A 25,971-nucleotide genomic window follows, 5' to 3' on the forward strand; every position below is an offset into this window, starting at 1 on the left:
CTTACAGGTTCGCTTCGGTGGTCTGGATCATGAACTTCTTGCGCATCGCCTCGATGTAGGCCTTGGCCGCGGCCATGCCGTCGATCTGGCTCAGTTGTTCCTTCAGCTGCTTCTGCTGCTCTGCAGTCACTTCCTTGATGTCGCCCGGATTGACCTTGTTCACCGCGAACAGCAGCGCGTGACCATTGACGTCGACCTTGCCATAGCTCGGCTTGCCTTCAGCCGGCACCGGCGCACTGAAGATCGCGCGGTTGATTTCCGGGGTCGGCACCGGCTGGCTGCGCGGCAGGCCCGGCATCGGGCTCAGCTGCAGCTTCTCGCTGGCGGCCAGCGACTGCAGGGTGGCGCCCGCCTTCAGCTTGGCCAGGATGGCATCGGCGGCCTTGTCGCTGGCCTGGCGCTGGCGATCAGCACGGATCGCAGCGATCACCTGTTCGCGGGCCTTGTCCAGCGGCAGGGCCTGTTCCGGGGTGTGTGCAGCCACACGGATGACCACGCTGTGGTTGGTCGCGCCGCCCAGGGCGATCGGGTCACTGGCGGTACCGTCCTGCACCAGCACGTCGGAGAAGGCGGCACGCAGCACGGCCGGGTCAGCGGCGATGCCGCTGGCGGTCGCGCGGGTGATCGGGCCCAGGGTCTGCAGCGGCAGGTTCACTTCCTTGGCGGCGGCCGCCAGATCGCTCGGGCTCTTGTTGATGGCATCGACCAGGCGACCGGCCAGTTCGTTGAAGCCGCGCTCGCCGTCGGCCTTCAGCTGCTCGGCAGCCAGCGTGTCACGCACTTCCTCGAACGACTTGCCTTCGCCGCCGCGTACCGCGGCCACTTTGATGATGTGGTATCCGAAGTCGGTCTTGACCGGACCGATCACGTCGCCGGCCTTGGCCGCGAACAGGGCATCGTCAAACGGCTTGCCCATCGCGCCACGCTCCACCCAGCCCAGGTCACCGCCCTGGTCCTTGGAGCCTGGATCCTCGGAGTTGGCCTTGGCCAGGGCTGCGAAGTCGGCACCGGCCGCCTTTGCCTGGGCCAGCAGCTTGTTCGCCTTGGCCTCAGCACCGGCGCCGGTAATCAGGATGTGGGCGGCCTGGCGCTGCTCCGGAGAGGTGAACTTTGCCTTTTCCTCTTCATAGCGCTTGCGCAGGGTCGCTTCATCGGCCGGGGTCGGTGCCGGCAGGTTCGCACCGTTGATCTCGACGTACTCAAGCGACACGCTCTCGGCCTGGCGGAAATCCTTGCCGTGGCTGTCGTACCACTTCTTGATCTGATCATCGGTGACCGGCGCGGTATCGGCCGGTACGGGCGGTAACGCGGCCAGCTCGACGTCGCGGGTTTCGCCCAGCAGCTTCAACAGGCGCTCGGTCTCGGCCTGGGTGACGAAGCCGGAGCTCTGCAGGCCCGATGGGATCACCGACTGCTGCAGGCTCTCACGCACCAGTTCCTGGAACTGGGTCGGGGTACGCGGCGGATTGCCACCGGCCAATGCCAGGCGGTAGTTGTTCTCGTTGAACTTGCCGTTCGAATCGAGGAACGCCGGCATGGTCGCGATGTACTCGCGCACCGCGCCGTCGCCGATCACCACGCCCGCCTGTTCACCGACCAGACGCACGACCTGTTCGTCGATCAGCTGATCGAGCACGGCCATCTTGTTCTCGGTGCTCTCGAACGCGCGCGGGTCGAAGTTGTCGCCCTGCTGCTGGCGCTCACGCATGCGCTCCTGCTCGAAACGCGTGCGGAAATCCTGCGAGCTGATCTCATGGTGCTGCCACAGCATGCGCACCGGCCACCACGACGGCGCCGAACGCCACCAGGTGGGCGGCGCGGAAACCTTGGCCACGTTCTGTGCGCCAACGCCACCGAGGTAGCTGTTGTCGATCACGAACAGGAACGGAATCATCAGCAGCCCCAGGATCACGGTGACGATCCAGCCTGAGGTCTTGTCGCGGAGTTTCTGCAGCATGGTGAGGAATCACAAGGCCTGATTGGCGAGCCCGGCAGTGTAACCCGCTTCGCCGCAGGGACCAAAAGCAGCACCGACGCGGCCTGCGCCCACTTGCGCAGGCAGGCACCACCAGTGCGTCGGCCAACTCCACATCCTGGCGCAAAGAAAAAGCCCCCGGCTTGCGCCGAGGGCTTTTAGAGTTGGCGGAGCGGACGGGACTCGAACCCGCGACCTCCGGCGTGACAGGCCAGCATTCTAACCAGCTGAACTACCGCTCCGCGCTTGAACTTTGCAGGCGCCCAGTATATCCGAAGACTCTCTGGAAACCCAGCCCGATGAACACTTTTTTCAAAGTTTTTTCACAGGGACTTAAGAAGTCTGCAATGGCGGAGCGGACGGGACTCGAACCCGCGACCTCCGGCGTGACAGGCCAGCATTCTAACCAGCTGAACTACCGCTCCGTTCTTGCAAAGACTTTTTCGCCTTCCTCCGAACCTCTCGGTGAGAAGACAAGGCCCCCAGCCTTGAACCGGGGGCCTTGATGTACTGGCGGAGCGGACGGGACTCGAACCCGCGACCTCCGGCGTGACAGGCCAGCATTCTAACCAGCTGAACTACCGCTCCGCGTTGTTACCTTTTTGCTTTCAGCCGGCCTGGACCGGGGAGAAAACAAAGCCTCCAGCTTTTGGCCGGAGGCCTCGTTGAATGGCGGAGCGGACGGGACTCGAACCCGCGACCTCCGGCGTGACAGGCCAGCATTCTAACCAGCTGAACTACCGCTCCACACTCAAACTTTTACCGCGGTGCTGTGGTGGGTGCTGAGGGTTTCGAACCCCCGACCCTCTCCGTGTAAAGGAGACGCTCTACCGCTGAGCTAAGCACCCCAGCGAGCCGCTTAGTTTACAGCATCCTTCAGGGCCTTGCCAGCCTTGAACGACGGATTCTTCGAAGCAGCGATCTTGATGGTGTCGCCGGTCTTCGGGTTGCGGCCGGTGCGGGCAGCACGGTCGCGGACCTGGAAGGTACCGAAGCCAACCAGAGTGACCGCATCGCCGTCCTTCAGCGCCTTGGTGATGGCAGCAACGACGGCATCGACAGCGCGGCTGGACTCTGCCTTGGTCAGGTCGGCAGCTTCAGCAACGGCATCGATCAATTCGGTCTTGTTCATTCTCTACAACTCCTTTGGCGGTGGGTTCCGCTTATTCGACAGGGAAGCAACCGCACGCCATCTGCATGCGGCCGCCATGTGGAAACGGTTCGCCGAATCCAGCGATCACCAGGCTGCGACCACTCATTCGCGAGTGCTGCTTTTATACCAGTGGCCCTACCCCCACGCAAGCTGGAAAGCCAGCAACGACGCGGGTTTCGGGCCATTGGACAGCGCGCGTCAATGCTTGACGCGCGCGTTTCCACTCGGTTTGGCCTTGCTGCGCACCGTGACACGCTGCGCACTCTTGCGCGCCTTCTTCGGTGCCAACGGACGCTCCAGCGCCAGGTCCAGGACTTCTTCGATGTACTTCACCGGCACGATCTTCAGATCGCGGGTGACGTTGGCCGGGATGTCGGCCAGGTCCTTGCGGTTCTCTTCCGGGATGATGACCGTGCGGATGCCGCCACGCAGTGCGGCCAGCAGCTTCTCCTTCAGGCCACCGATGGCAGTGACTCGACCACGCAGGGTGATCTCGCCGGTCATCGCCACGTCGGCGCGCACCGGCACCTTGGTCAGCATCGACACCAGCGAGGTGACCATCGCCGCCCCGGCACTCGGGCCATCCTTCGGCGTGGCGCCATCGGGCACGTGCAGGTGCACGTCATGCTTCTGCAGGAAGTCGCTGTCGATGCCAAAGCCCACGGCGCGCGAACGCACCACCGACAGCGCGGCCGACGCCGATTCCTTCATCACGTTGCCGAGCTGGCCGGTCAGGATCAGCTGGCCCTTGCCCGGCACCAGGGTCGATTCGATCTGCAGCAGGTCGCCACCGACTTCGGTCCAGGCCAGGCCGGTGACCAGGCCGATTTCATTCTCTTCCTCGGCACGGCCGAAGTCGAAGCGACGCACGCCCAGGTACTTGTCCAGGTTCTTGCTGGACACATTGACCAGCGCCTTGGGCTTCTTCGCACCCTTCTTCGCCTTCACCGGCTGCGGGCCGGCCAGCGCGATCTCCTTCACCACCTTGCGGCAGATCTTGGCGATCTCGCGTTCCAGGTTGCGCACGCCCGATTCGCGCGTGTAGTAGCGCACGATGTCCTGGATGGCGTCACTGCCGATTTCCAGCTCTTCCGGCTGCAGGCCGTTGGCCTTGACCTGCTTCGGCACCAGGTAGCGGGTCGCGATGTTGAGCTTCTCATCCTCGGTGTAGCCGGGGATGCGGATCACTTCCATGCGGTCCAGCAGCGGGCCGGGAATGTTGAGCGAGTTCGAGGTGGCCACGAACATCACTTCGGACAGGTCCAGGTCCACTTCCAGGTAGTGGTCGTTGAATGCGTTGTTCTGCTCCGGATCGAGCACTTCCAGCAGCGCCGAAGACGGATCGCCACGGAAGTCCATCGACATCTTGTCGATCTCGTCGAGCACGAACAGCGGGTTCTTGCTGCCGACCTTGTTGAGGTTCTGCACGATGCGGCCCGGCATGGAACCGACGTAGGTACGGCGGTGGCCACGGATTTCGGCCTCGTCGCGCACGCCGCCCAGCGACATGCGCACGAACTTGCGGTTGGTGGCCTTGGCAATCGACTGGCCCAGCGAGGTCTTGCCCACGCCCGGCGGCCCGACCAGGCACAGGATCGGGCCCTTCATCTGCTTCACGCGCGACTGCACCGCTAGGTATTCAAGAATGCGCTCCTTGACCTTCTCCAGGCCGTAGTGGTCGGCATCGAGCGTATCCTGCGCGACCTTCAGGTCCTTGCGCACCTTGCTGCGCTTCTTCCACGGCACGCCCAGCAGCCACTCCAGGTAGTTGCGCACGACGGCGGCTTCGGCCGACATCGGCGACATCTGCTTGAGCTTGTTCAGTTCATTGCGCGCCTTGGCTTCAACCGCCTTCGGCATGCCGGCCTCGGCAATCTTGCGGGCCAGTTCTTCCAGCTCGCCCGGCGCGTCGTCCAGGTCACCCAGTTCCTTCTGGATGGCCTTCATCTGTTCGTTGAGGTAATACTCGCGCTGGCTCTTCTCCATCTGCGACTTCACGCGGCCGCGGATGCGCTTCTCCATCTGCTGCACGTCGATCTCGCCGTCGACCAGCCCGACCAGCATCTCCAGGCGGTCACCGACGGCCAGCGTTTCCAGCAGGCGCTGCTTGTCGGCCAGGCGCACGCTGATGTGCGCAGCGATGGTGTCGGCCAGGCGCGCCGGCTCATCGATGCCCGACAGCGTCTGCAGCAGCTCCGGCGGCAGCTTGCGGTTGGTCTTCACGTACTGCTCGAACAGCGACATCAGCGAGCGGGCAATCGCCTCGACCTCGCGCGCCTCGCGCTCGTCGGTGGCGTCGATCTCCACGGCCTGGCCATGCAGCGAGCCGTCGCGCTCGTCGACGTGGGTGACCTGCACGCGCGACAGGCCTTCAACCAGCACCTTGATGGTGCCGTCGGGCAGCTTCAGCAGCTGCAGCACCTGCGCCAGCGTACCGACCTGGTAGAGGTCGGCCGCATGCGGGTCGTCGGTTTCGGCCGACTTCTGCGCCAGCAGCAGGATGCGCTTGTCCGCCTCCATTGCCTGTTCGAGCGCGTGCATGGACTTGTCACGGCCGACGAACAGCGGGATGACCATGTGCGGGAACACCACTACGTCGCGCAGCGGCAGGACCGGCAGGTCGAGGGTTTCACTTGGGGAACGGGCCATGGGGGCTCCAGGGAAGGGGGAAAACCGCCTCCGGGAGGGCATCTTCCGGAGACAAAAAAAGCCGATGGCCCCGTTATGGGGCCATCGGCTTTCAGATGCAAGGCATTCCTTGAAAATCCTTTCCAATCAACAACCTGGAAGGATCACTCGGCGCCTGCGGCCTTCTGTTCAGGGGCCGCCGGGGTCTGGTAGATCAGGTACGGCTCGGACTTGTGCTCGATCACCGATTCGTCCACGACCACCTTGCTGACGTTCTCCTGCGACGGCAGGTCGTACATGGTGTCCAGCAGGACCGATTCGACGATGGTGCGCAGGCCACGGGCGCCGGTCTTGCGCTTGAGCGCCTTCCTGGCGATGGCCGACAACGCGTCCGGACGGAACTCCAGCTCCACGTTTTCCATCTCGAACAGCTTCTTGAACTGCTTGGTGATAGCGTTCTTCGGCTCGGTCAGGATCTTGATCAGGGCCGGCTCGTCCAGCTCCTCCAGGGTCGCGACCACCGGCAGGCGGCCGACGAACTCGGGAATCAGGCCGAACTTGATCAGGTCTTCCGGCTCGACTTCCGCCAGCACCTTGCCCACTTCCTGCTTGCGCTCGCTGCTCTTCACCTTGGCACCGAAGCCGATGCTGCCGACGTCGGTGGAACGCGCCTGGATCACCTTGTCCAGCCCGGCGAACGCGCCGCCGCAGATGAACAGGATGTTCTTGGTGTCCACCTGCAGGAATTCCTGCTGCGGGTGCTTGCGGCCGCCCTGCGGCGGAACGCTGGCCACGGTACCTTCGATCAGCTTCAGCAGGGCCTGCTGCACGCCTTCGCCGGACACATCGCGGGTAATCGACGGGTTCTCGCTCTTGCGCGAGATCTTGTCGATTTCATCGATGTAGACGATGCCCTGCTGCGCCTTCTCGACGTCGTAGTCGCACTTCTGCAGCAGCTTCTGGATGATGTTCTCCACGTCCTCGCCCACGTAACCGGCTTCGGTCAGCGTGGTGGCGTCGGCCATGGTGAACGGCACGTTGAGCAGGCGGGCCAGGGTCTCGGCCAGCAGCGTCTTGCCCGAACCGGTCGGGCCGACCAGCAGGATGTTCGACTTCGCCAGTTCGACGTCGTCGTTCTTCTGCCGGCTCTCGATGCGCTTGTAGTGGTTGTACACGGCCACTGCCAGCGTGCGCTTGGCACGGTTCTGGCCGATCACGTACTGGTCGAGGACCTCGAGGATCTCGCGCGGCTTGGGCAGCGAACTGCGCGCCGACTGCGCCTTTTCCTCAAGTTCCTCACGGATGATGTCGTTGCACAGCTCCACGCACTCATCGCAGATGAACACGCTCGGACCCGCAATCAGCTTGCGCACTTCATGCTGGCTCTTGCCGCAGAAAGAGCAGTAGAGGATCTTGCCGGTGTCCGTGGAACGACCTTGGCGGTCTTCGCTCATGCTTCGCTTACCCAGTTACCCCACCCGCTGAACGGGGGTTCGATTCGAGAATAGCACAGGGCCGAGGGGACACCAGTCCCACCCGACCCTGCAGGAACGAGGCCTCCCTGGCCCCGTGAAGGCCGGTCAACCGGCCTGGATCGACTCATCCGGACGACGCTCCAGGACCTGGTCGACCAGACCGTAGGCCTGCGCCTCGAAGGCGCTCTTGAAGTTGTCGCGCTCGGTGTCACGGGCGATCGTCTCCAGCGACTGGCCGGTGTGCTTGGCCAGCACCTCGTTCAGGCGCGAACGCAGGGTCAGGATCTCGCGCGCGTGGATGTCGATGTCGGTGGCCTGGCCCTGGTAGCCACCCAGCGGCTGATGGATCATCACGCGCGAGTTCGGCAGCGCATAGCGCTTGCCGGCTTCGCCCGCGGCCAGCAGCAGGGCGCCCATCGAGGCGGCCTGGCCGATGCAGGTGGTGCTCACATTCGGCTTGATGTACTGCATGGTGTCGTAGATCGCCATGCCGGCGGTGACCACGCCACCCGGCGAGTTGATGTAGATGTTGATGTCCTTCTCCGGGTTTTCCGATTCCAGGAACAGCAACTGCGCCACCACCACGTTGGCCATGTGATCGTCGATCGGGCCCACGAGGAAGATCAGGCGCTCCTTCAACAGGCGCGAATAGATGTCGTAGGCACGCTCGCCGCGGCTGGTCTGCTCGACCACCATCGGAACCAGGTTCAGGGCTTTGGTTCGGTTGTCCATTACGTGAGGTACCTATCTTGGGGGGCAACAACCCCGCGCCGACAAAGGCGCGGGGCATCCGGTGATCCGCCCGGGCTTACTGGCGGATCGCGTCCTGGAACGACAGCTTCTCTTCGGTGTGCTGGGCACGCTCGGCGATCCAGTCGATCACCTGCTCTTCCATCACACGGTTCTGCAGGCCAGACATCAACTGGGGGTCGTTGCGGTACATCTCAATGACCTGCTCCGGCTCTTCGTAGGTCGAAGCGATCAGACGCATCGTTTCATTCAGGCGCTTGGCTTCCAGGCGCAGGTCGTTGATGCGGGCCACTTCACCGACCAGCAGGCCGACCAGCACGCGCTTGGCGGCAGCGTCCTTGAAGCCTTCGTGGGCATCGGCCGGGATCTCGCCGACGTTCTGGCCGTTGCGGCGCAGCTGCTCGACCTGCTGGGCCAGCATGGCGCGGGCTTCGTTCTCGACAAGGCGCGGCGGCATTTCCACCGACGAGTAGGCCGCGATCAGCTGCTCGCCCACTTCACGGCGCAGGCGGTTCATCAACGCACCCTTCAGCTCGCGCTCCAGGTTGGCGCGGATGTCGCTGCGGAACTGCTCCACATCGCCGCCCTTCACGCCGAAGCTCTTGATGAAGGCTTCGTCGACCGCCGGCACGACCGGCTCGGAGACCTCGGTGACCTTGACGGTGACCTGCACGGTCTTGCCGGCCAGCACCGGCACGCGCCAGTCAGCCGGGAACTCGACGTCGAGGGTCTTCTCTTCGCCCTTGGCCAGGCCGACCAGGCCCTTCTCGATGGTGTCGAACATCATGCCCTGGCCGAGCACGATCGAACCCTTCTCGGTGCCCTCGGCCGGCAGGCGCTCTTCGCCGGCCTGCGACCAGGTTTCCACCGCGACCAGGTCACCGTCCTGCGCGCCACGGCTGACCGGGGCCCAGGTACGACGCTGGTTCTGCAGGTTCTCGATCATCTGGTCGATGTCGGCGTCGGTGATCTCGGCGGTATGGCGCACGACGGTCAGCTTGCTGACGTCGATGTCGCCGAAGTCCGGCACCACTTCCACGGTGGCCACGAAGGAGAACTCACCCTCGTCGCCCTTGTCGATGCGCGGGCTGCCGACGATGCGCAGGTCGTGCTCGCGCACGGCCGCATCGAAGGTTTCGCGCAGCAGGCCGTCCAGCGCCTCGCCACGGACCTGCGCGCCGAAGCGCTGCTCGATCACCTTGGCCGGCACCTTGCCCGGGCGGAAGCCCTTGATGCGGGTGGTACGGGCGATTTCGCCGAGGCGGCCGGCGATGTGGCTCTGCAGACGCTCTTCCGGCAGCGAGAAGCTCAGGCGGCGTTCCAGGTTGCCGGTGGATTCGATCGAAGCTTGCATGTTGACTCCTGCCACCGGTGGCCCAGGCCCCCGGCTCGATGATTGGGATGAAACGGTTGTAAGGACGCGACGTCTGGGACGCGCCTGCTTGCCGCAGCCCTTTAGTTTCGCCCAATTCGGCGTGCACTGCCAGCGCGTGCCGGTCAAGGGGGCGCAGATGGCCCGATCAGGGCGGGGACAGGCCGGCACTGGTGCGAAAGGGGGGACTCGAACCCCCACGCCTTGCGGCACTGGAACCTAAATCCCGAAGCCCCTGCCGCTTAGTCCTGACCACTCAACTACTTACAGCTTTCCAGTCTATCAGGTGACGCTTCGGGTGACATATAGGTGACGCCGGGTGCCACGACAGGTGACACCAGGTGACGCCGAATAAAGTGGTCATCTTCGGCGGACCTCCTCCTAGGACAACCATTCAGAACTACTCATTGCTGTTCACCACCGAGGACTACTACAGTTCCACATAGGTCCACCCAGGACCAACAACCGAACCACTCAGGACCGTACCGGGCAGCCCCCGGTGCGGTCCTCCCGTTTTGACTTTTGCATCCCCCGAGGGCAAACGATGACGACTTGGCAAGAGAACGACCTGCACGCCGCCCAGCTCGAACTGGAGAAGGAAAGCACCAGCCTGGGCATTGCCCGCTACGAGAAGATCAGGGAGCAGCGCCAGGAGGCCGAGACCGGCCCCGGCCGCAAGCTGGTCATGGAGAGCATCGACGCCACCGCCGCCGCGATCATGGCGTTCGTGGCCGAAGCCGACACCGGCAAGCCGGGCAAGCGCCACGCCGCCCTCAAGTTCATCCGCCACCTGAACCCCCACGCCCTCGCCTATCTGACCAGCTTCACCTGCGTCAACGCGCTGGTCGCCGATCACCGCAAGGCGGTGTCCGTGGCGATCACCCTGGGCCACGAGGTAGCCAACGAGATCAACTTCTCCCTGCTCCGCGAGAAGCACCCCGGCCTGTACCGGGTGGTCCAGGAGCAGCTCAAGAAGTCCACCTCGGCCCGGCACTCCACCGCCGTCATGCGGCACGTCATCGCCGACGCCGAGTTCGCCCCCGAGGACGACAAGCGCCTCTACCTGTCCGACAAGGACGCGCTGCTGGTGGGCATGAAGCTCATCGAGCTGTTCGTCGAGGCGACCGGGCTGGTCGAGCTGGTCACCGTGGCCGAGCGCGGCAAGCGCCACCTGCTCATCGCCGGGAATCAGAAGGTGCTCGACTGGCTGACCAAGGCCCACGACAGCGCCGCACTGTACCAGCCGGTGCTGATGCCGATGGTCGTCCCGCCGCGTCCGTGGACCACGCCCCGCGACGGCGGCTACCTGACCGACATCGGCGGCCGGGCTGACCTCGTGCGTACCCGCAACCGCGCCTACAAGCGCGAGCTGGCGCTGGTCGATATGCCCAACGTCTACCAGGCCCTCAACGCCATCCAGGCAACCGCCTGGAAGGTGAACGTGCCCGTCCTGGAGGTCATGCGCGAGCTGTGGAACGCAGGAGGCGGTGTCGCTGGGCTGCCGGAGCGCGAGCTGCTGGACCTGCCGAGCCGCCCTGCCCTGCTGGAGACCGACCCGGACTACTTCAAGGAGCACCACGCCGACGAGTTCAAGGAATGGAAGCGCGGCCGCGCCAAGGTCTACGAGGCCAACGCACGCAGCGTGTCCACCCGCCTCGCCGCCGCGCAGAAGATCGCCCTGGCGGAGAAGTTCGCCGAGTACCCCGCGATCTACTTCCCGCACAACCTCGACTTCCGCGGCCGGTGCTATCCCCTGCCCCCGACGCTGACCCCGCAGGGTGATGATGCGGCCAAGGGCCTGCTGACGTTCGCCCAAGGCGTGCCGCTCGGCGAGGACGGTGCCTACTGGCTCGCCATCCACGTCGCCAACTGCTTCGGCGTGGACAAGGTGTCGTTCGAGGAGCGCGTGGCCTGGGTGCGCGAGCACGAGGAGCAGATTCTCGACAGCGCCCTCGATCCGCTGGACGGCCAACGCTTCTGGATGGACGCCGACAGCCCGTTCTGCGCGCTGGCCGCGTGCTTCGAGTGGCTCGGCTACAGCCTCAACGGCCGCGATCACGTCTCCCATCTGCCCATCGCGCTCGACGGCTCCTGCAACGGCCTCCAGAACTTCTCGGCCATGCTCCGCGACTCCGTGGGCGGCGCAGCCACCAACCTGATCCCGCAGCCGAAGCCCGCCGACATCTATTCGCGCGTGAAGGACGTGGCCCAGGAGAAGCTGCGCGCCCGTGCCGAGAGCGGCGACCCGCTGGCGATCAAGCTGGACGGCCAGCTCACCCGCGACATCGTGAAGCAGCCGGTGATGACGCTTCCCTACGGCGTCACGAAGTCGGGCATGCGCGCCCAGGTGCTCTCCAAGTTCAAGAAGCTGGGCATGGAGGACGATTGGGAGACCGCCGAGTACCTGGCGACCCTGCTGTGGGAGTGCATCGGCGAGGTCGTGATCGCAGCCCGCGCGGCGATGGACTGGCTGCGTGACGCCTCCAAGGTCGCCTCGTCGGCCGACCTGCCGGTGAGCTGGACGACCCCCGCTGGCTTCCCGGTCCTCCAGGAGTACCGCGAGGAGGAAGGCGTCCGCATCCGGCCGCACGTCGGAGGCCGCGAGGTGAATTTAGTGGTCAACATCGGCGGTACTAAGCTCGACCGTCGCAGGCAGACCCTCGGGATCAGCCCGAACTTCGTCCACTCCTGCGACGCCAGCCACATGATGCTGACCACCTGCCTCGCGGCAGAGAACGGCATCGAGTCGTTCGCCATGATCCACGACTCCTACGGTACGCACGCGGGCCAGGCAGCAATCCTCGCCGCCGCACTCCGGCAGGCGTTCGTCGATCAATACAGCGGCGACGTACTGGCCGACTTCCGACAGCAACTCGTCGAGCAGCTCCCGCCAGAAGCGGCAGAGAAACTCCCACCCCTCCCGCCGCATGGCGACCTGGACCTCAGCCTGGTGCTGGAGTCGCGCTATTTCTTTGCCTAGTCCATCCCCCTTTGGCAATTGATACCCCAAGCGAGAACATTAACATGAGCATCAACTACCAGCACGCACTGAACACCTACGTTGCCCAGGACCACTTCGGTGTGGTCCTCGGCATCTACAACCCGGCCGAACACGGCACGGTCGAGGAGTTCAAGCACCGCATGACGGAGCTGCACGCAGGTGCGTGATCGCGTCATCGACGGACTGCACTCACGTTCTGCCGAGAGCGCCGCACGCGGCGCTTTCGTCGTGATCGACAGCGTGCAGTCCCTCGGCCACCCGGCCGATCAGGTGATCGGCTTGGCGTGTGCCTTCAAGAACTTCTGCGAAGTGCTCGGCCTCGATCCGATGGAAGTGCTGCGGGTCGTCTCGCGCATGGAGCAGGACTGCCGCTACCGGCAGGTCAACACCCTCAACGCCGTGCGCCGCTACGCGGAGCGCGAGCTGAAACCGCACTACCCGTGATGCGTGACCCGATCACCGACGCCTTCATCGACGAGGCGCTCATCGGCTTCGACATCGACGAAGCCTTCGGCATTTCCGCCGACACCCCGCTGACCGCCGCCGCTGACCTGTGGCGCGCGGGCATCTATCTCCCGACCAACTACGAGACCGACAACTGATGGCAACCAAGAAGCGCGAACGATTCGTCTCCCCCAAGGGCACCGCCGTGTGGCCGCGCCTGAACGAACCGGACACCAAGTTCAAGCCGGAAGGCGAATACACCGTGAGCCTGGCGTTCGACCCGAACGACAAGGACTTCAAGGCGCTGGCGAAGAAGCTGGAAACCCGGCGCGACGAGCTGTTCCAGGAGTTCCTGAGCGAGAACCCGAAGAAGAAGAAGGGTGCCGAAGTGGCCCCGGTGTTCACCGAAGAAACCGACGAGAACGGCGATGACACCGGCCGCGTGCTGGTGAAGTTCAAGATGAAGGCCAGCGGCGTCAGCAAGCGCACCGGCAAGAAGTTCACCATGCGCCCGGACATCTTCGACGCCCGCGGCAAGAAGATCGACAACCCGCCGCAGATCGGCGGCGGCAGCGAACTCAAGGTCTCCTACGAGATCGGCGGCTCGTTCGTCGAATCGGCCAAGAAGTTCTACCTGACCTGCTACATGGTCGCCGTCCAGGTGATCGAGCTGGTCGAGTTCGGCCAGCGCAACGCCAAGGACTACGGCTTCGGCGAGGAGGACGGCTACGAGGCCGCCGACAGCGCGCCGTTCAGCGACAGCGATGACGACTCGGACGACGACAGCGACTCCGACGACGAGGGCGATGACGGCGACTACTGATCCGCTGTCGGTCATCGTGGACACCGCGAGGGGGGCCAAGCATTTGGCCTCCCTCACGTTCCCGTTTGACCCGGTGCCCGCCTCGCGCCCGAAGGTTTCGCGCTGGGGCGTCTACTACGGCAAGACCTACAAGACCTGGAAGGAAGCCGCAGAGAAGCATCTGCCAGCCGGTGACCTGGACCTGTCGCCGACCGATCCGGTTTTAGTGGTCATCATCGCGGTATGCAAACGCGCCAAGACCTCGAAGGCCGCGTTTCCCAAGGGCGACGTGGACAACCTCGCCAAGGGGCCGATGGACGTTGTGACCAAAGCTACCGGCTATTGGGCCGACGACAAGCAAGTCATGTGGCTGCTCTCCGGTAAGCGCTGGGCGCAGCCGGACGAAGAACCACGCACCGAAGTCCACCTCTACAAACTCTAAGTGCGCCTCAAACCTCTGGAATCGGTAGAGGCGCTGTTCGTCCTCGCCAGCATGACCCGCCCCGAGCAGGTCACGACCGGCGAAGAACTCGCACGCCTGCACCGCTCGCAGGGCTACTCGAAGATCGCCGTCCACTTCGTCATCGAACGCGACGGCTCGATCTACGACGGTCGCCCGCTGAATCAGCCCGGCGCTCTCGCCGGTAAGCACAACCAATCCGCATACCAAGTCTGCCTCCTGGGCGGCGTCAACGACGCCATGCAGCCCGAGGACAACTTCACCGAAGCCCAACACGCCGCGCTGCGACGCCTGCTCGCCGCCTACGGCAAGCCCGTCGTGTGGGCACCTGACTTCCCTCGATAGGAGAACCCAACGTGAAACCGCTGCCCCCGCAAACCCAGGTCGTCCTGGATCACCTGCGTCGCCACTCGCACCTGACCTCGTGGCAGGCCGAAGGCGTCTACCGCATCCGCCGCCTCGCCTCGCGCGTCGATGAGCTGCGCGCTGCTGGCTTCGAGATCGAAACGCAGACCTGCGAGGACGCCTCGGGGCAGCGGTACACGCGCTATCGCCTGTCGCGCCGTCAGCGCCGCAGCAAGGCTCCGCTCCTGGAAGCGCGCCGCGCTCCGAAGCAGTACCGCGTCGATGCGCTGCTCCAGCTGTATCGCAACTACTGCACCGACGAGCTGGGCCTCGACGCCAACGATGCGACCGAAGAAGTCGCCGCATTCACCAAGTTCCTGCTGGAGAAGAACGCATGACCAACACCGCCACCACCGTCATTCCGTCCGCGATGCGCCTGGCTTTCGAGCGCGCATGGGCGCGCGCCGACAAGCCCTTCCGCGGCCTGGGCCGCACCGTCAAGGGTGCGCTGAATCGTCGCCTCGGCATTTCCTACCGCAAGCGCATGTGGTCCGTGGAGCGTGCAAAGCGCTGACTCCGAATACCTCCACAAAGAGCCGTGCCCGAACTGCGGCAGCAAGGACAACCTTGCGCGCTACAGCGACGGGCACGGCTACTGCTTCGGCTGCGGTCACTACGAGCCAGCCGAAGGCGAGGAGGTCTCTCAACCCACCAGCAGGAAAACCATGAGCGACTTTGCGAAGGGTGAACCGCAAGCCCTGGCGAAGCGCGGTATCACTGAGGAAGCATGCCGTAAGTACGGCTACTGGATTGGCAAGGACAAGCACGGCAAGACCGTGCAGATCGCCAATTACAAGCGCGATGGCGGCATCGTCGCGCAGAAGCTCCGCTACCCCGACAAGAAGTTCTCGTTCATCGGCGACTCGAAGGCGTGCGGGCTGTTCGGCCAACACCTCTACGAACCGGGGCGACGCCTCGTCATCACCGAAGGCGAGATCGACGCGCTCTCCGTGGCGCAGGCACTCGGCCTCCGCTGGCCGGTGGTGTCCGTCCCGAACGGGGCGCAAGGCGCGGCCAAGTCCATCAAGCGCGAGCTGGAGTGGGTCAACGGCTTCGACGAGGTTGTGCTCATGTTCGATATGGACGAACCGGGCCAGGCCGCCGCGCAGGAAGTGGCGCTGCTGCTGACTCCCGGCAAGGCCAAGATCGCACAGCTCCCGGCGAAAGACCCGAGCGAGCTGCTCCAGCGTGGCGATGCCGAGGCGATCACTCGCGCCATCTACGAAGCGCAGACCAAGCGCCCCGATGGCGTGGTGACGTTCGGCTCCCTCAAGGAGAAGGCACTCAAGCCGGTCTCGATGGGCATGCCTTGGCACGACCCGCGCCTCACCGCGCTGACCTACGGCAAGCGGTACGGCGAGGTCTACACCTTCGGCGCAGGCACCGGCATCGGCAAGACCGACTGGCTGATGGAGGAAGCAGCCTTCATCGCGCAGGAAACCGGCGACCGCGTTGGCCTGTTCTTCCTGGAGCAGCAGCCGGTCGAGACGGCGAAGCGCATGGCAGGCAAGGTCGCAGGCCGCCGATTCCACGTCCCCGATGGGAGCTGGACGCAGGAGGAACTGGAAGCCGCGTTCGAGATTCTCGACAAGGGCCAGGTGTTCATCTACGACCACTTCGGCTCGTCCGAGTGGGACGTGATCGAAGCCAAGATGGCCCACATGGTCGTCGCCGAGGGCGTCAAGCACATCGTCCTCGACAACCTCACGTCGTTTGCGGCCGGTGCCGAGGACGAGCGGAAGATGCTGGAGGACACGATGGCGAAGATCGCGCAGTTCGCGCAGCGCCACCTGATCTGCATCTACCTCGTCTCGCACCTCGCCACGCCGGAAGGCAAGCCGCACGAGGAAGGCGGGCGCGTGATGCTCCGTCACTTCAAGGGCAGCCGCGCGATTGGCTTCTGGACGCACTTCGCGTTCGGCCTGGAGCGCAACACGCAGGCCGAGAACGAGGCCGAGCGCAACTGCACGACTTTCCGCGTCCTCAAGGATCGCTTCACCGGCCAGTCGAACGGCCAGGTTCTCTACTACAGCTACGACCACGCATCCGGCCGTCTGCTCAATGCAGATGCTCCGGGCGAATACGGCGACTTCGCCGACGAGTCATCCGATGTATCCACCTCCGACTACTGACGGCCGCTCGGTCGTCGGCTTCATCCCAGCTGATGCGCCGCTCTCCTTCGCTGAGAGCCTCGTTCTCCCCTACCAACTCCCGCGCTCCGACCAAGCCTGCCGTGTCATGTACGGCAAGCCTGGGCGGCGCGTGGTCATCCACATCAAAGCCGAGGAACTACCCCAATGAAAGAGATCGTCGCCATCGCAATCGACCTGCTGACCGCTCCGTTCCGCAAGGGCACCGTGACCGACGTGGTGAAGGTGCTGGAGGGCCAGGTGGACAAGCTGTTCAAGATCAGCGCCGACCGCATCGCCACCGCCTCGACGCTGCGCGACAAGGCCGATGTCCTGCACTCGCAGGCCGACGAGCACGAGGAAGAAGCCGAGCGCGCCCTGCGCGTCGCCGAGCGATTCACCAACCTGATCCGCTAAGGGACCAACCATGACTGCCGAGCAACACGCTCGGTCCCTGTTCAACGTGTTGCCGGCCGAAGTCCGCCACCTGGTCATCCTGGGTGGCGGAAGCCTGCGCGCGTTCTACGACGGGACCGAAATCAAGGACATCGACTGCTTCTTCAAGTGCAGCGCCGACTACTACTACGTCTCCAACGTGCTCGACGACATGCCTGGGTGGACCAGCGAGGATGCCCCGACCGGCATCCGCAACTTCCGCTCGCCCTGCGGTCGCCTTGTCAGCCTGATCGGCTTCGAGTTCGGCACTGTGGATGAGCATGTGCGCCGCTTCGACCTGCGCTGCTGCGCAATGGCCGCCGTGTTCCTGAAAAAGTACGACGAGGTGGTGGTGTGCTACTACGACCTCGCCGAAGTGGTGCGCGACTGCACCGAGAAGCTGCTGTTCGTGCTGAACAACAACGGCACCGAGCGCACCATCCGCCGCATCACGCACTACGTCGAGGACTACGGCTACACACTGCATCCCGACCAGCCCGAGCAGGACGAAGTGTTCGAGGACGACGACTTCCCCGGTCACGCGCCGCAGGGCGTCCACACGCCGCCGAAGGCCCCCGAGCCGGAGTACATCCTCCGCGCCCGCCGCCGCGTCCGCGCAATCCCCGTAACCAACCACGGCTACCCGTAAGGAGGACCGCCGTTGATCCTCGTATTCGACTGCGAGACCAATGGCCTCCTCGACGAACTTGACACGATCCACTGCATTTCCCTCCAAGAGGTAGATGAGACCGGCGCACCGCGCGGTCCCATCCTGTCCGCCAACGATCACGGCACGGGCGAAATGACAGTCCGTCAGGCCGTCGAGAGGCTCAAGAAGGCCAAGCGCGTTGTCGGCCACAACATCGCCGGATTCGACATTCCGGCTATCGCCAAGGTGTTCCCGGACTTCAAGGTCCAGGCGTACTTCGACACGCTGCTGATGTCCACGCTGGTCTACCCGGACCTCAAGGACCGCGACTTCAAGGCCCGCAAGAAGCAGGGAGCGAACCCGGTGTTGCCGGGCAAGCTGATCGGCCGCCACGCCCTCGAAGCGTGGGGCTACCGCCTCGGCCGCTGGAAAGGCGACTACGCGGCGCAGATGGCCGCACGCGGCCTCGACCCCTGGGCACAGTGGTCTCAGGAAATGGACGACTACTGCGACCAGGACGTTGCGGTCACGCAAGCGCTGTTCGCGTTGTTGATGAGCAAGGGCCTCCCCACCGAGGCCATCGAGCTGGAGCAGGCCGTCGCGCCGATCCTCTCGCGTCAGCAGCGCTACGGCTACCTGTTCGATCAGGAGAAGGCGCGTGAGCTGGAGTGCATCCTCGTGTCCCGGCGCACTGCGCTGGAGGCCGAGCTGCGCAAGGTCATTCCGCCGTGGAAGGTGGTGAAGCGCAAGTTCGTACCGAAGCGCGACGACAAGCGCCGCGGTTACGTCAAGGGCGTGGAGGTCACGACCTACAAGGACGTGGTGTTCAACCCGGCAAGCCGCCAGCACATTGCTGACCGCTTGACTGCAATGTACGGCTGGCAGCCCCAGGAGTTCACCGAGAAGGGCCAGCCGAAGATCGACGAAGAAGTCCTGGGCGCGCTCAAGTTCCCGATCATCCCGCTCCTGCTGGAGCACTTCATCGTCAACAAGCGCCTCGGCCAGCTCGCCGAAGGCGACGAGGCGTGGCTCAAGGCCATCAAGAAGGACGGCCGCATCCACGGCAGCGTGAATCAGAACGCAGCGGTGACCGGCCGCATGACGCACTCGAAGCCGAACATCGCTCAGGTGCCGAAGGTCCAGCACTCGAAGGAGAAGGGAATCCTCAAGGGCCAGGAAGGCGGCTACGGATTCGAGTGCCGCTCGTTGTTCTGCGTCCCAACAGGGAAGCTCCAGGTCGGCGCAGACGCCTCGGGATTGGAGCTGCGCTGCCTGGCGCACTTCATGGCAAAGCACGACGGCGGCGAGTACGCCAAGGTCATCCTCGAAGGCGACATCCACTCCGTCAACCAATCGGCGGCAGGACTGCCCACCCGCGACAACGCCAAGACCTTCATCTACGCCTTCCTCTATGGGGCAGGCGACGCGAAGCTCGGCTCCATCGTGGGCAAGGGTCGCCAGGCCGGGGCGAAGCTCCGCTCGAAGTTCCTGGCGGGGCTGCCTGCGCTGGAGAAGCTGGTACGCGGGGTCAAGAAGCGCGCGGCCGAGAAGGGATACCTGATCGGTCTCGATGGCCGGAAGCTGCACATCCGCAGCGACCACGCCGCACTCAATACCCTGCTCCAGTCGGCCGGTGCGCTGGTGATGAAGAAAGCCCTGGTGATCCTCGACGCCGACCTGCAAGCCGCAGGGCTGGTGCCGGGCGTCCACTACGAGTTCCTCGCCAACGTCCATGACGAGTGGCAGATCGAAGTGGACGAGGACAAGGCCGAGTTCGTGGGTAAGACCGCCCAGGCTGCCATCCGCAAGGCTGGCGATTACTTCGGCTTCCGCTGTCCGCTCGATGGCGAGTTCAAGATCGGAAGGAATTGGGCCGAGACGCACTGACCCGCGGCAAGCGGGACATTGCACTCGCCCTGGTGCGCCAAGCGAAACGCCGGGCAGCAAGGAAGGGACTGCCGTTCGACCTCACGTCGGACGACATCGTGGTCCCCGACTTCTGCCCGGCGCTGGGCATCCCGCTGTACCGCGCTGTCGGGCGCAAGGCCCAAGGCCCCAACTCACCCACGCTCGACCGCATCGAACCTGACCTCGGCTACGTCCGGGGCAACGTGCGCGTGATCTCCGCACGCGCGAATCAGATCAAGTCCGACGCGACTCCCTCGGAGCTTCTGCGAGTCGCCTGTTACGTCCAAGAGAACCGATGAACCCAACCAACATCCTGCGCGCCCTCGCGGCGCTGCTGGTCGTTGCCGCGCTCGCGGCTGGCGGCTTCGCAGCCTGGAAGTACACCGCAATGGCCCAGCGCGTGACGGAGCTGGAGGAGTCGGCAAAGGAACTGGCCGACCTCAAGCAGACCGTCGAGACCCTCAACCGCGAAGCCGTGCGCCGCTCTGCCTTCGATGCAGCGCTGCGGAACGCCCGCGCCACCACCAACCGCTCTGTGGAGATTGCAGCAAATGCTGACCCGGAAACTGGCGATTACCTGTCTCGCCGCATTCCTGACGAGCTGCGCCGCGCACACCTCGAAAGTCGTGCCGGAGCAGTTCCTCCAGCCGACCGTCATTGAGGGCACGCACTCCTCACTCGACGCCGTGATGGCTGACCCGACCACCACCACCTACGACCTCTACCGCTTCGGCGGCAACGCCGAGGACGGCCTCCTGCGCTGCAACGCCGACAAGGCGAGCGCCCTGGAAGTCCTCAAGGAATCGAACCGATGAACGAGAATCAGCTTCGCGTGCATTTCATTGGCGGCCCCGCTGACGGCGATGTCCGCTTGATCGCTCCGTGTACTACCTACCGCGTGGCTGTGCTCGAACACCAGCCCGAGGTTCACGCCTACAACGCCAAGTGCCCGTGCTGCACGGAGCGCATGCTGCGCCCCGTGGAGTGGAACACCGCGATCTACTTCATCCGCCGCGTTGGCGAGAAGTGCTGGGTCGCCGTACACGAGAGCATGGCATGAAGCGCGCACTTCTGATCCTGGCGCTGTGCGCTGGCCTCGCTGCGTGCGACATGAAGCCTTGGCCGCCACGCGCCGATTACGGCTCGTGCCTGAAAGGACACACCGAGAGTGGCCTGATGCTGATCCCCAACAGCAATGGCGGATTCTCGTACATCCCCACCAGCGATTACGTCTGCGACGAGTACGAGTACCCGCTCGGCGACGGCCCGGAGTACCAGGCCGGAATGAAGCGCTACGCCGCCGAGCTACAGGCGTGGTATGAGCGCCACCCGGAGAAGCGGCCATGACTTCCTACGTGACCTATCGGCCACCACATGCGGCCGGTTCCTGGGTCATCGGCGGCAACTTCTTCGTGCAGGTCAGGGAGCGTCCGAACTGGCTGCACCGCTGGTTCGCGCTGGCGTTCCTGGGATGGCAGTGGGTGGACGCATGAACAAGCGCGGCCCCCTGCTGCTGATCGACGCCGACGTGCTGCGCTACCAGCTCGCGTTCTCGAACACCGCGAACATCGACTGGAACGGCGACGGCAACAAGGTCGAAGCGATCCAGCCCGAGCGCGCGAAGGCGAAGCTGGAGGACTACATCGACGAGATCGTCGAGAAGTTCGGCGCGCGTGATTACCTGCTGGCCCTGTCCTGCAAGAAGCACAACTTCCGCAAGGACATCGACCCGACCTACAAGCTCAACCGCGCCAGCAAGGATAAGCCTGCCCTGTGGTACGTGCTCGACGAGTTCGTATACGACGAGTTCGGCGACAAGATCGTGGAGATCGAGAACCTGGAAGGTGACGACGTGCTGGGCCTGCTGGCCTCGCACCCGAATCCGAAGCGCGCGCCAGGTAGCCGCATCGTCGTGTCCATCGACAAGGACATGCAGACGATCCCCGGCATCCGTCTCTACAACCCCAACCGTCCCGACGTGGGCGTCCGGCCGATCTCGGCTCACGACGCTGACCTGTTCTGGATGAAGCAGGTGCTCACGGGCGACCAGGTGGACAACTACCCCGGCTTCCCCGGCATCGGCCACAAGGGCGCGGACGAGCTGCTCATGCCAATCCACGAGGCGTACCGCGATGCGTCCGTCGAGGAGCACCTCGGCGCGCTGTGGAACACCGTCGTCACCACCTACACCACCCGCATCCCCCGCGGCGGCACCGAGCCGCTGTCGAAGCACGATGCGATCCGCCAAGCACGCCTCGCGCGAATCCTGCGCTACGGCGACTACAACCCCAAGACCAAGGAAGTGAAGCTGTGGAAACCCTGATCCTGTTCATCACCATCATCGCCGTGCTGGCCGTGCTGTTCGCCTTCGTCGCCTACGGCGCTGCCTGGCTGTGGTGGCGCAGCCTCAATACTCTCGAACGCACCCTGTACCGCTCGGCTGGCAGCGTCAAGCTGTGGCCGGCCGCTGTCGGCGTTGCTGGCGCGGCTTGGCTGATCGCCCGGTGTTTCGCCTGACGACAACCAAGCCACCTGATCCTGCTTACCGCAACTCGTCCAGGTAGAACTGCTTCCAGTGTGCAATCTCTGATGGATTCCGACTTACGGGTTCTCGGCTATTGAAAACCCAAAGCTGGATCGCCTTCGGCGTAGTCAACGTTTCATACGTGCAGCTGAACTCGGTGAGCTTATCTGTGATGAGCTGCTTGGCCGCATCGTAGCGCTCTCGCTGAATTCCTTGTGCTTGCCCTGATGCCACGAGCGCATCCATCGCCTCCTGTAGGCCATAGAGCTTCTGTGCAAGCTCAGAGATTTCAGCTCCGTTTGCGTTACTCGGCGTAGAACTCGCCATACCTGTCTCCTTCCATAACGAACACGAATTGTACCCGGCTAAGGCCGGGTTTCTCTTTTGGAGTCCCCATGAAGATCATCGGAATCACCGGCCGCGCCCGCAGCGGCAAAGACACCCTGGCCGAGTTCCTGGTCAGCGACCACGGCTTCGTGAAGCTGTCCTTCGCGGCCCCGATCCGCGCCTTCGTGGCGGACATCACCGGCCTGCCGGTGTCCGCGATGGAGGACGGCCCGCTCAAGGAGGAGCCGCTCGACTGGCTCAACGGGCAGACCCCGCGCCGCCTGATGCAGACCGTGGGCACCGAGTGGGGCCGAGAAATGATCGACCGCGACCTGTGGGTCAAGGTGGTCGCGCAGAAGATCCGTCAGGCCCGCCGCGACGGCGCTGCTGGCGTCGTGGTGTCGGACGTTCGCTTCGACAACGAGGCGCAGTTCATCCGCGAGTGGGGCGGCCAGGTAGTCCAGGTGCTCCGCGACAGCGCGGCCCCGGTCTCGGCGCATGCCTCCGAGGCAGGCGTCCACGGCGACCTGATCGACACCGTGATCGACAACAACGGCCCGATCCACCGCCTGCGGATGGTCGCGGAATCGCTGGCCCGACTCTAAGGGTTTAGTGGTCATCATCGGGGGAAACGACAGTTTCCCCACCTATTCATAACCCAGGAGTTCTATGCAAATCCCTCTGCACTCCTACGACCTGATCGACCTCCTGGACGAACTGCACCCCGAAGTGATCTACGACCCCGCCCAGCCGAAGGAGGAGTTCCTGCTCCGGCAGGGCGAGCGCCGCCTGATCCTCCGGCTCAAGGCGCTGCGGAAGGTCGAGCAGATGGATCACCGCGCCCGCTAATCATGTGCAGCAAGCCCAACATGCCGGACCAGCAGGAGAAAGACCCGATCCTGCTGACCCGCCAGGACACCCAGCCGACCGGCCACGCGGCCGATCAGCGGCGTAAGTCCAAGGTCCGACTGGACCTGAACAACGCAACGCAGTACCAAGGACTGACCATTCCGAATGGCTGACGCCAAGCAGACCTCGGCCGAGAAGCAGACGGCCGCGAAGCGCTACGGCGATCTCAAGTCCAACCGCAAAGAAGCCGAGACGCGCGCCAAGCGCTGCGCCAAGGTCACCCTGCCCCGCCTGTGGGTGGACGAGGGCGCGAAGTCGCGTACCCCCGGTTCCGCCTACATCGACACCGGCCCGAAGTGCGTCAACGCCCTGGCCTCGAAGATCGTGCTGGCCTGGCTCCCGCCGAACGCCTCGGTGTTCAAGCTCGCGCCTGACCAGGCCGTCGCCGAGAACATCGCCGAGCAGGCTGGCGTGGAGACCTCCGAACTGGAGGCCGCGCTGGTGGACGTGGAGCGAGTCATCGTCAACGACCTGGAGACCAGCGGCGTCCGCCCGGTCCTCAGCGAGGCGGCGAAGCACGCCATCGTCCTCGGCAACTTCCTGCTCTACGACCCCGACGAGGGCAAGCCCAAGCTGTACCCGCTGACCTCCTACGTGACCGACCGCGATGGCCTGGGCAACGTGCTGGAGATCATCACGCTCGACAAGATCGCCCCGGCCATGCTGCCGGACTCGATCCGCGCGGCGGTGATGCAGAAGCTCGCCCAGGAACGCGACGAAAAGACCAAGAACGACGACGTGAACCTCTACACCTGGGTACGTCGCTCGGAAGATGGCAAGGAGTGGGAAGTGGTCCAGGAGGTCGAGGGCGTCGAAGTGCCCGAGACCGTGGGCACCTACCCCATCGACGCCTGTCCGTGGATTCCCCTGTGCGCTCCGCCGTCCCTCGTGGACGACTACGGCGAGGGCCTGGTCTACGACTACGTGGGAGCGTTCGAGTCGCTGGAGGCGCTGCGCAAGGCGATCCGCAAGGGTGCCGCCGCGCTGGCGAAGATCATCATGTTCCTCAAGCCGACCTCGACGATCCGCGAGCGCCAGCTCACCGAGGCCGAATCCGGCGCGGTGCTGCGTGGCGAGGCCAGCGATGTGACCACGCTCCAGCTCCAGAAAGCCTACGACCTGAACTTCGTGCGTCAGGAGGCCGAAGGGCTGGCGAACTCGCTGGAGCTGATCTTCGGCGTGAAGTCCGCCGTGCAGCGCCCCGGCGAGCGTGTGACCGCCTACGAAATCCGGGTGCTCACCCAGGAACTCGACGACGCCCTCAGCGGCTTCATGGCGATGTCGGGCGAGCAGCTCTTGCTGCCGCTGATCCGCCGTCGCCTTCACAAGCTCCAGAAGCAGGGTCGCCTGCCTGAGCTGCCGCAGGAACTCATCAAGCCGCGCATCACCGTTGGCATCGCCGCCCTCGGCCGCGGCCACGACCTGAACAAGCTGATCGAGTTCGGTCAGGCAGTGGATGCGCTTGTCGGCGCAGAGGAGAAGGCACGCCGCCTCAACAGTGGCGAGGCGATCTCCCGACTGGCCGCCGCTTCCGACATTTCCACCAAGGGCCTGATCCGCTCCGACGACGAGCTTGCTGCCGAGCAGCAGGACGCCTCGGCGCAGGAGGCGATGGTCCGTGCCGCTCCGAATATCGCCTCAGCGATGACCCAAACCCCGTAACCCCGAGAAGGACGCAATGTCGAACGAAACCACCGAGAAGCCCGCCAAGCCGACCAAGGAAGCCCCGAAGGCTCCGAGTGTCGAGCGTAAGGGCAAGGCCGAGATCACCCGCAAGGCGAACGGCCTGGTCATCGTCAACTACAAGCCCGAGGACAAGTAATGTCGCAGCCGGGCAAGTCCGAAGTAACCGTCAGCCTTGACGGCATCAACGGCCAGCCGACCCCAGGTCAGCAGCCGCCGCAGAACTCCCAGGACACCCAGCAGCCCGCACCGGGCGCGCAGGGTGGCACCGATGGCGAGCGCCTGTTCGGCGGCAAGTACAAGACCGTGGAGGAGCTGGAAGCCGCCTACGCAGAACTGAGCACGCCAGCCGACGACAAGGGTGGCAAGGGCGGCCCCGCGACCATCGACGACGCCACCGCGGATGACGCGCGTGACGCCTTGGCGCGGGCTGGCCTGAACCTGGACGACTTCGCCACCGAGTTCAACTCGAACGGCTCGCTGTCCGAGGAGAGCTACAAGAAGCTCCAGGACGCCGGTTATCCGAAGGAGCTGGTGGACGTGTATGTCGATGGCCTGCGCGCTCGCGTGCAGACCTACGAGAACGCCGTCTACTCGCCCGCAGGTGGCAAGGCCGGTTACGACGGCCTGGTCCAGTGGGCCAAGACCAACCTGAGCGCCGAGCAGAAGCGGGCGTTCAACGAAGCGGTGCAGTCCGGCGACGCCGGCCGCGCAGCGCTGGCAGTCCAGGGCCTCGTCGCCCTCCGTGGCGGCAACGGCCGCCTTCTGAATGGCAAGACCGCATCGAACGCCGATGCTGGCCCCAAGCCGTTCCAGTCGCAGGCGCAGGTCGTCGAAGCGATGCGCGATGTGCGCTACCAGCGTGATCCGGCTTACCGCGCGGAAGTCTCCGCCCGCCTGGCCGCGTCGCCGCTGTTCAAGTAATCCACTCAACCTCAAGCA

34 protein-coding genes and 5 tRNA genes are annotated in these 25,971 nt (G+C 64.6%); 27 read left to right on the forward strand and 12 right to left on the reverse strand.

The genetic code is table 11. From position 1 onward, the window contains the following. Position 1: 1 nt before the first annotated feature. The 11 genes from A7X97_RS00960 to tig all read right to left on the reverse strand — a co-directional run bounded on the left by A7X97_RS00960 (position 2) and on the right by tig (position 9,335). A complete protein-coding gene (locus tag A7X97_RS00960) occupies positions 2-1,957 on the reverse strand; it encodes a peptidyl-prolyl cis-trans isomerase (RefSeq protein ID WP_088496266.1) in 1,956 nt (651 codons plus the stop codon). A 183-nt stretch (positions 1,958-2,140) separates the two neighbouring features. Next, positions 2,141-2,217: transfer RNA gene (locus A7X97_RS00965), tRNA-Asp, on the reverse strand. Positions 2,218-2,323: 106 nt separating this feature from the next. Further along, positions 2,324-2,400 (reverse strand) — tRNA-Asp (locus A7X97_RS00970). Positions 2,401-2,486: 86 nt separating this feature from the next. Then, positions 2,487-2,563: transfer RNA gene (locus tag A7X97_RS00975), tRNA-Asp, on the reverse strand. 82 nt (positions 2,564-2,645) lie between these two features. After that, positions 2,646-2,722 (reverse strand) — tRNA-Asp (locus tag A7X97_RS00980). Positions 2,723-2,748: 26 nt separating this feature from the next. Next, positions 2,749-2,823, reverse strand: a tRNA-Val gene (locus A7X97_RS00985). 11 nt (positions 2,824-2,834) lie between these two features. After that, positions 2,835-3,107 carry an HU family DNA-binding protein gene (locus A7X97_RS00990; RefSeq protein WP_005408270.1) on the reverse strand — a complete coding sequence of 91 codons (273 nt, stop codon included), beginning with the start codon at positions 3,105-3,107 and terminating at the stop codon, positions 2,835-2,837. A 219-nt stretch (positions 3,108-3,326) separates the two neighbouring features. Continuing rightward, positions 3,327-5,777 (reverse strand): endopeptidase La, encoded by a 2,451-nt coding sequence (lon, locus tag A7X97_RS00995; RefSeq protein WP_072168264.1) that lies wholly within the window; start codon positions 5,775-5,777, stop codon positions 3,327-3,329. A 143-nt stretch (positions 5,778-5,920) separates the two neighbouring features. Continuing rightward, positions 5,921-7,210 carry an ATP-dependent Clp protease ATP-binding subunit ClpX gene (gene clpX, locus A7X97_RS01000; protein ID WP_004154600.1) on the reverse strand — a complete coding sequence of 430 codons (1,290 nt, stop codon included), beginning with the start codon at positions 7,208-7,210 and terminating at the stop codon, positions 5,921-5,923. Positions 7,211-7,336: 126 nt separating this feature from the next. Beyond that, positions 7,337-7,963 (reverse strand): ATP-dependent Clp endopeptidase proteolytic subunit ClpP, encoded by a 627-nt coding sequence (gene clpP / locus A7X97_RS01005; protein WP_004146318.1) that lies wholly within the window; start codon positions 7,961-7,963, stop codon positions 7,337-7,339. Between the two features lie 76 nt (positions 7,964-8,039). After that, a complete protein-coding gene (tig, locus tag A7X97_RS01010) occupies positions 8,040-9,335 on the reverse strand; it encodes a trigger factor (protein WP_069138945.1) in 1,296 nt (431 codons plus the stop codon). A 562-nt stretch (positions 9,336-9,897) separates the two neighbouring features. On the opposite strand from tig, the gene A7X97_RS01015 reads away from it, so the two are divergent. The 21 genes from A7X97_RS01015 to A7X97_RS01095 all read left to right on the forward strand — a co-directional run bounded on the left by A7X97_RS01015 (position 9,898) and on the right by A7X97_RS01095 (position 22,103). After that, entirely contained in the window at positions 9,898-12,333 is a 2,436-nt protein-coding gene (locus A7X97_RS01015; protein WP_111007461.1) for a DNA-directed RNA polymerase, read from the forward strand. Between the two features lie 44 nt (positions 12,334-12,377). Then, the gene (locus tag A7X97_RS21815) at positions 12,378-12,521 is read left to right on the forward strand and encodes a hypothetical protein (RefSeq protein WP_005412422.1); all 144 of its coding nucleotides are present in this window, start codon (positions 12,378-12,380) and stop codon (positions 12,519-12,521) included. Continuing rightward, positions 12,514-12,798, forward strand: a complete 285-nt coding sequence (locus tag A7X97_RS01020; protein ID WP_005412421.1) for a hypothetical protein — start codon at positions 12,514-12,516, stop codon at positions 12,796-12,798. The genes A7X97_RS21815 and A7X97_RS01020 overlap by 8 nt, the downstream gene beginning before the upstream one ends. Further along, positions 12,798-12,956, forward strand: a complete 159-nt coding sequence (locus tag A7X97_RS21820) for a hypothetical protein (RefSeq protein ID WP_154267700.1) — start codon at positions 12,798-12,800, stop codon at positions 12,954-12,956. Before A7X97_RS01020 ends, A7X97_RS21820 begins: the two co-directional genes overlap by 1 nt. After that, the gene (locus tag A7X97_RS01025) at positions 12,956-13,621 is read left to right on the forward strand and encodes a hypothetical protein (RefSeq protein WP_004154595.1); all 666 of its coding nucleotides are present in this window, start codon (positions 12,956-12,958) and stop codon (positions 13,619-13,621) included. Before A7X97_RS21820 ends, A7X97_RS01025 begins: the two co-directional genes overlap by 1 nt. Next, positions 13,605-14,042 carry a RusA family crossover junction endodeoxyribonuclease gene (locus A7X97_RS01030; protein ID WP_049444495.1) on the forward strand — a complete coding sequence of 146 codons (438 nt, stop codon included), beginning with the start codon at positions 13,605-13,607 and terminating at the stop codon, positions 14,040-14,042. Before A7X97_RS01025 ends, A7X97_RS01030 begins: the two co-directional genes overlap by 17 nt. Then, positions 14,043-14,405, forward strand: coding sequence for an N-acetylmuramoyl-L-alanine amidase (locus A7X97_RS01035; protein WP_004154593.1), 363 nt, complete (start codon positions 14,043-14,045; stop codon positions 14,403-14,405). 11 nt (positions 14,406-14,416) lie between these two features. Then, positions 14,417-14,803 carry a helix-turn-helix domain-containing protein gene (locus tag A7X97_RS01040; RefSeq protein ID WP_004154592.1) on the forward strand — a complete coding sequence of 129 codons (387 nt, stop codon included), beginning with the start codon at positions 14,417-14,419 and terminating at the stop codon, positions 14,801-14,803. Continuing rightward, positions 14,800-14,979, forward strand: a complete 180-nt coding sequence (locus A7X97_RS01045; protein WP_004154591.1) for a hypothetical protein — start codon at positions 14,800-14,802, stop codon at positions 14,977-14,979. The genes A7X97_RS01040 and A7X97_RS01045 overlap by 4 nt, the downstream gene beginning before the upstream one ends. Further along, positions 14,966-16,597, forward strand: a complete 1,632-nt coding sequence (locus tag A7X97_RS01050) for a toprim domain-containing protein (protein ID WP_111007462.1) — start codon at positions 14,966-14,968, stop codon at positions 16,595-16,597. The genes A7X97_RS01045 and A7X97_RS01050 overlap by 14 nt, the downstream gene beginning before the upstream one ends. A 165-nt stretch (positions 16,598-16,762) precedes the next feature. Next, complete coding sequence (locus A7X97_RS01055; RefSeq protein ID WP_111007463.1) at positions 16,763-17,011, forward strand: hypothetical protein; 249 nt, start codon at positions 16,763-16,765, stop codon at positions 17,009-17,011. A gap of 10 nt (positions 17,012-17,021) precedes the next feature. Then, on the forward strand, positions 17,022-17,678 hold the full coding sequence (locus A7X97_RS01060) for a Gabija anti-defense Gad2 family protein (protein ID WP_111007464.1): 657 nt from the start codon (positions 17,022-17,024) through the stop codon (positions 17,676-17,678). 12 nt (positions 17,679-17,690) lie between these two features. After that, on the forward strand, positions 17,691-19,565 hold the full coding sequence (locus A7X97_RS01065) for a DNA polymerase (RefSeq protein ID WP_049417451.1): 1,875 nt from the start codon (positions 17,691-17,693) through the stop codon (positions 19,563-19,565). Then, the gene (locus A7X97_RS01070; protein WP_050483582.1) at positions 19,547-19,885 is read left to right on the forward strand and encodes a hypothetical protein; all 339 of its coding nucleotides are present in this window, start codon (positions 19,547-19,549) and stop codon (positions 19,883-19,885) included. Before A7X97_RS01065 ends, A7X97_RS01070 begins: the two co-directional genes overlap by 19 nt. Beyond that, the gene (locus tag A7X97_RS01075) at positions 19,882-20,247 is read left to right on the forward strand and encodes a hypothetical protein (RefSeq protein WP_005412414.1); all 366 of its coding nucleotides are present in this window, start codon (positions 19,882-19,884) and stop codon (positions 20,245-20,247) included. The genes A7X97_RS01070 and A7X97_RS01075 overlap by 4 nt, the downstream gene beginning before the upstream one ends. A gap of 28 nt (positions 20,248-20,275) precedes the next feature. Then, positions 20,276-20,401, forward strand: a complete 126-nt coding sequence (locus A7X97_RS22220) for a hypothetical protein (RefSeq protein WP_258013034.1) — start codon at positions 20,276-20,278, stop codon at positions 20,399-20,401. After that, a complete protein-coding gene (locus tag A7X97_RS01080) occupies positions 20,398-20,646 on the forward strand; it encodes a hypothetical protein (protein WP_004154585.1) in 249 nt (82 codons plus the stop codon). The genes A7X97_RS22220 and A7X97_RS01080 overlap by 4 nt, the downstream gene beginning before the upstream one ends. After that, positions 20,643-20,933, forward strand: coding sequence for a hypothetical protein (locus tag A7X97_RS01085; protein ID WP_049434075.1), 291 nt, complete (start codon positions 20,643-20,645; stop codon positions 20,931-20,933). Before A7X97_RS01080 ends, A7X97_RS01085 begins: the two co-directional genes overlap by 4 nt. Then, positions 20,930-21,079 carry a hypothetical protein gene (locus tag A7X97_RS21825; protein ID WP_004154584.1) on the forward strand — a complete coding sequence of 50 codons (150 nt, stop codon included), beginning with the start codon at positions 20,930-20,932 and terminating at the stop codon, positions 21,077-21,079. The genes A7X97_RS01085 and A7X97_RS21825 overlap by 4 nt, the downstream gene beginning before the upstream one ends. Then, complete coding sequence (locus A7X97_RS01090; RefSeq protein WP_004154583.1) at positions 21,076-21,909, forward strand: hypothetical protein; 834 nt, start codon at positions 21,076-21,078, stop codon at positions 21,907-21,909. The genes A7X97_RS21825 and A7X97_RS01090 overlap by 4 nt, the downstream gene beginning before the upstream one ends. Continuing rightward, entirely contained in the window at positions 21,897-22,103 is a 207-nt protein-coding gene (locus A7X97_RS01095; protein WP_111007465.1) for a hypothetical protein, read from the forward strand. The genes A7X97_RS01090 and A7X97_RS01095 overlap by 13 nt, the downstream gene beginning before the upstream one ends. Before the next feature lie 25 nt (positions 22,104-22,128). Here A7X97_RS01095 and A7X97_RS01100 read toward each other — a convergent pair whose 3' ends face one another. Further along, positions 22,129-22,437, reverse strand: a complete 309-nt coding sequence (locus tag A7X97_RS01100; protein WP_111007466.1) for a hypothetical protein — start codon at positions 22,435-22,437, stop codon at positions 22,129-22,131. A 68-nt stretch (positions 22,438-22,505) separates the two neighbouring features. Between A7X97_RS01100 and A7X97_RS01105 the strand changes: the two genes are divergently transcribed. From A7X97_RS01105 to A7X97_RS01120, 6 genes are all read left to right on the forward strand, one after another. Next, complete coding sequence (locus A7X97_RS01105; protein WP_004154581.1) at positions 22,506-23,042, forward strand: deoxynucleotide monophosphate kinase family protein; 537 nt, start codon at positions 22,506-22,508, stop codon at positions 23,040-23,042. Between the two features lie 64 nt (positions 23,043-23,106). Further along, a complete protein-coding gene (locus A7X97_RS01110) occupies positions 23,107-23,286 on the forward strand; it encodes a hypothetical protein (RefSeq protein WP_049434071.1) in 180 nt (59 codons plus the stop codon). A gap of 20 nt (positions 23,287-23,306) precedes the next feature. Continuing rightward, positions 23,307-23,459: a hypothetical protein gene (locus tag A7X97_RS21830; RefSeq protein ID WP_005412406.1), complete on the forward strand. Its 153-nt coding sequence runs from the start codon at positions 23,307-23,309 to the stop codon at positions 23,457-23,459. Further along, positions 23,452-25,008, forward strand: a complete 1,557-nt coding sequence (locus A7X97_RS01115; protein ID WP_005412405.1) for a portal protein — start codon at positions 23,452-23,454, stop codon at positions 25,006-25,008. Before A7X97_RS21830 ends, A7X97_RS01115 begins: the two co-directional genes overlap by 8 nt. 16 nt (positions 25,009-25,024) lie before the next feature. Then, positions 25,025-25,168 carry a hypothetical protein gene (locus A7X97_RS21835; protein WP_160314196.1) on the forward strand — a complete coding sequence of 48 codons (144 nt, stop codon included), beginning with the start codon at positions 25,025-25,027 and terminating at the stop codon, positions 25,166-25,168. Continuing rightward, positions 25,168-25,953 (forward strand): capsid assembly protein, encoded by a 786-nt coding sequence (locus tag A7X97_RS01120; RefSeq protein ID WP_111007467.1) that lies wholly within the window; start codon positions 25,168-25,170, stop codon positions 25,951-25,953. Before A7X97_RS21835 ends, A7X97_RS01120 begins: the two co-directional genes overlap by 1 nt. Positions 25,954-25,971 lie beyond the last annotated feature (18 nt).

It is taken from the genome of Stenotrophomonas sepilia, assembly GCF_003244875.1.
Classification (GTDB): Bacteria; Pseudomonadota; Gammaproteobacteria; order Xanthomonadales; family Xanthomonadaceae; genus Stenotrophomonas; species Stenotrophomonas sepilia.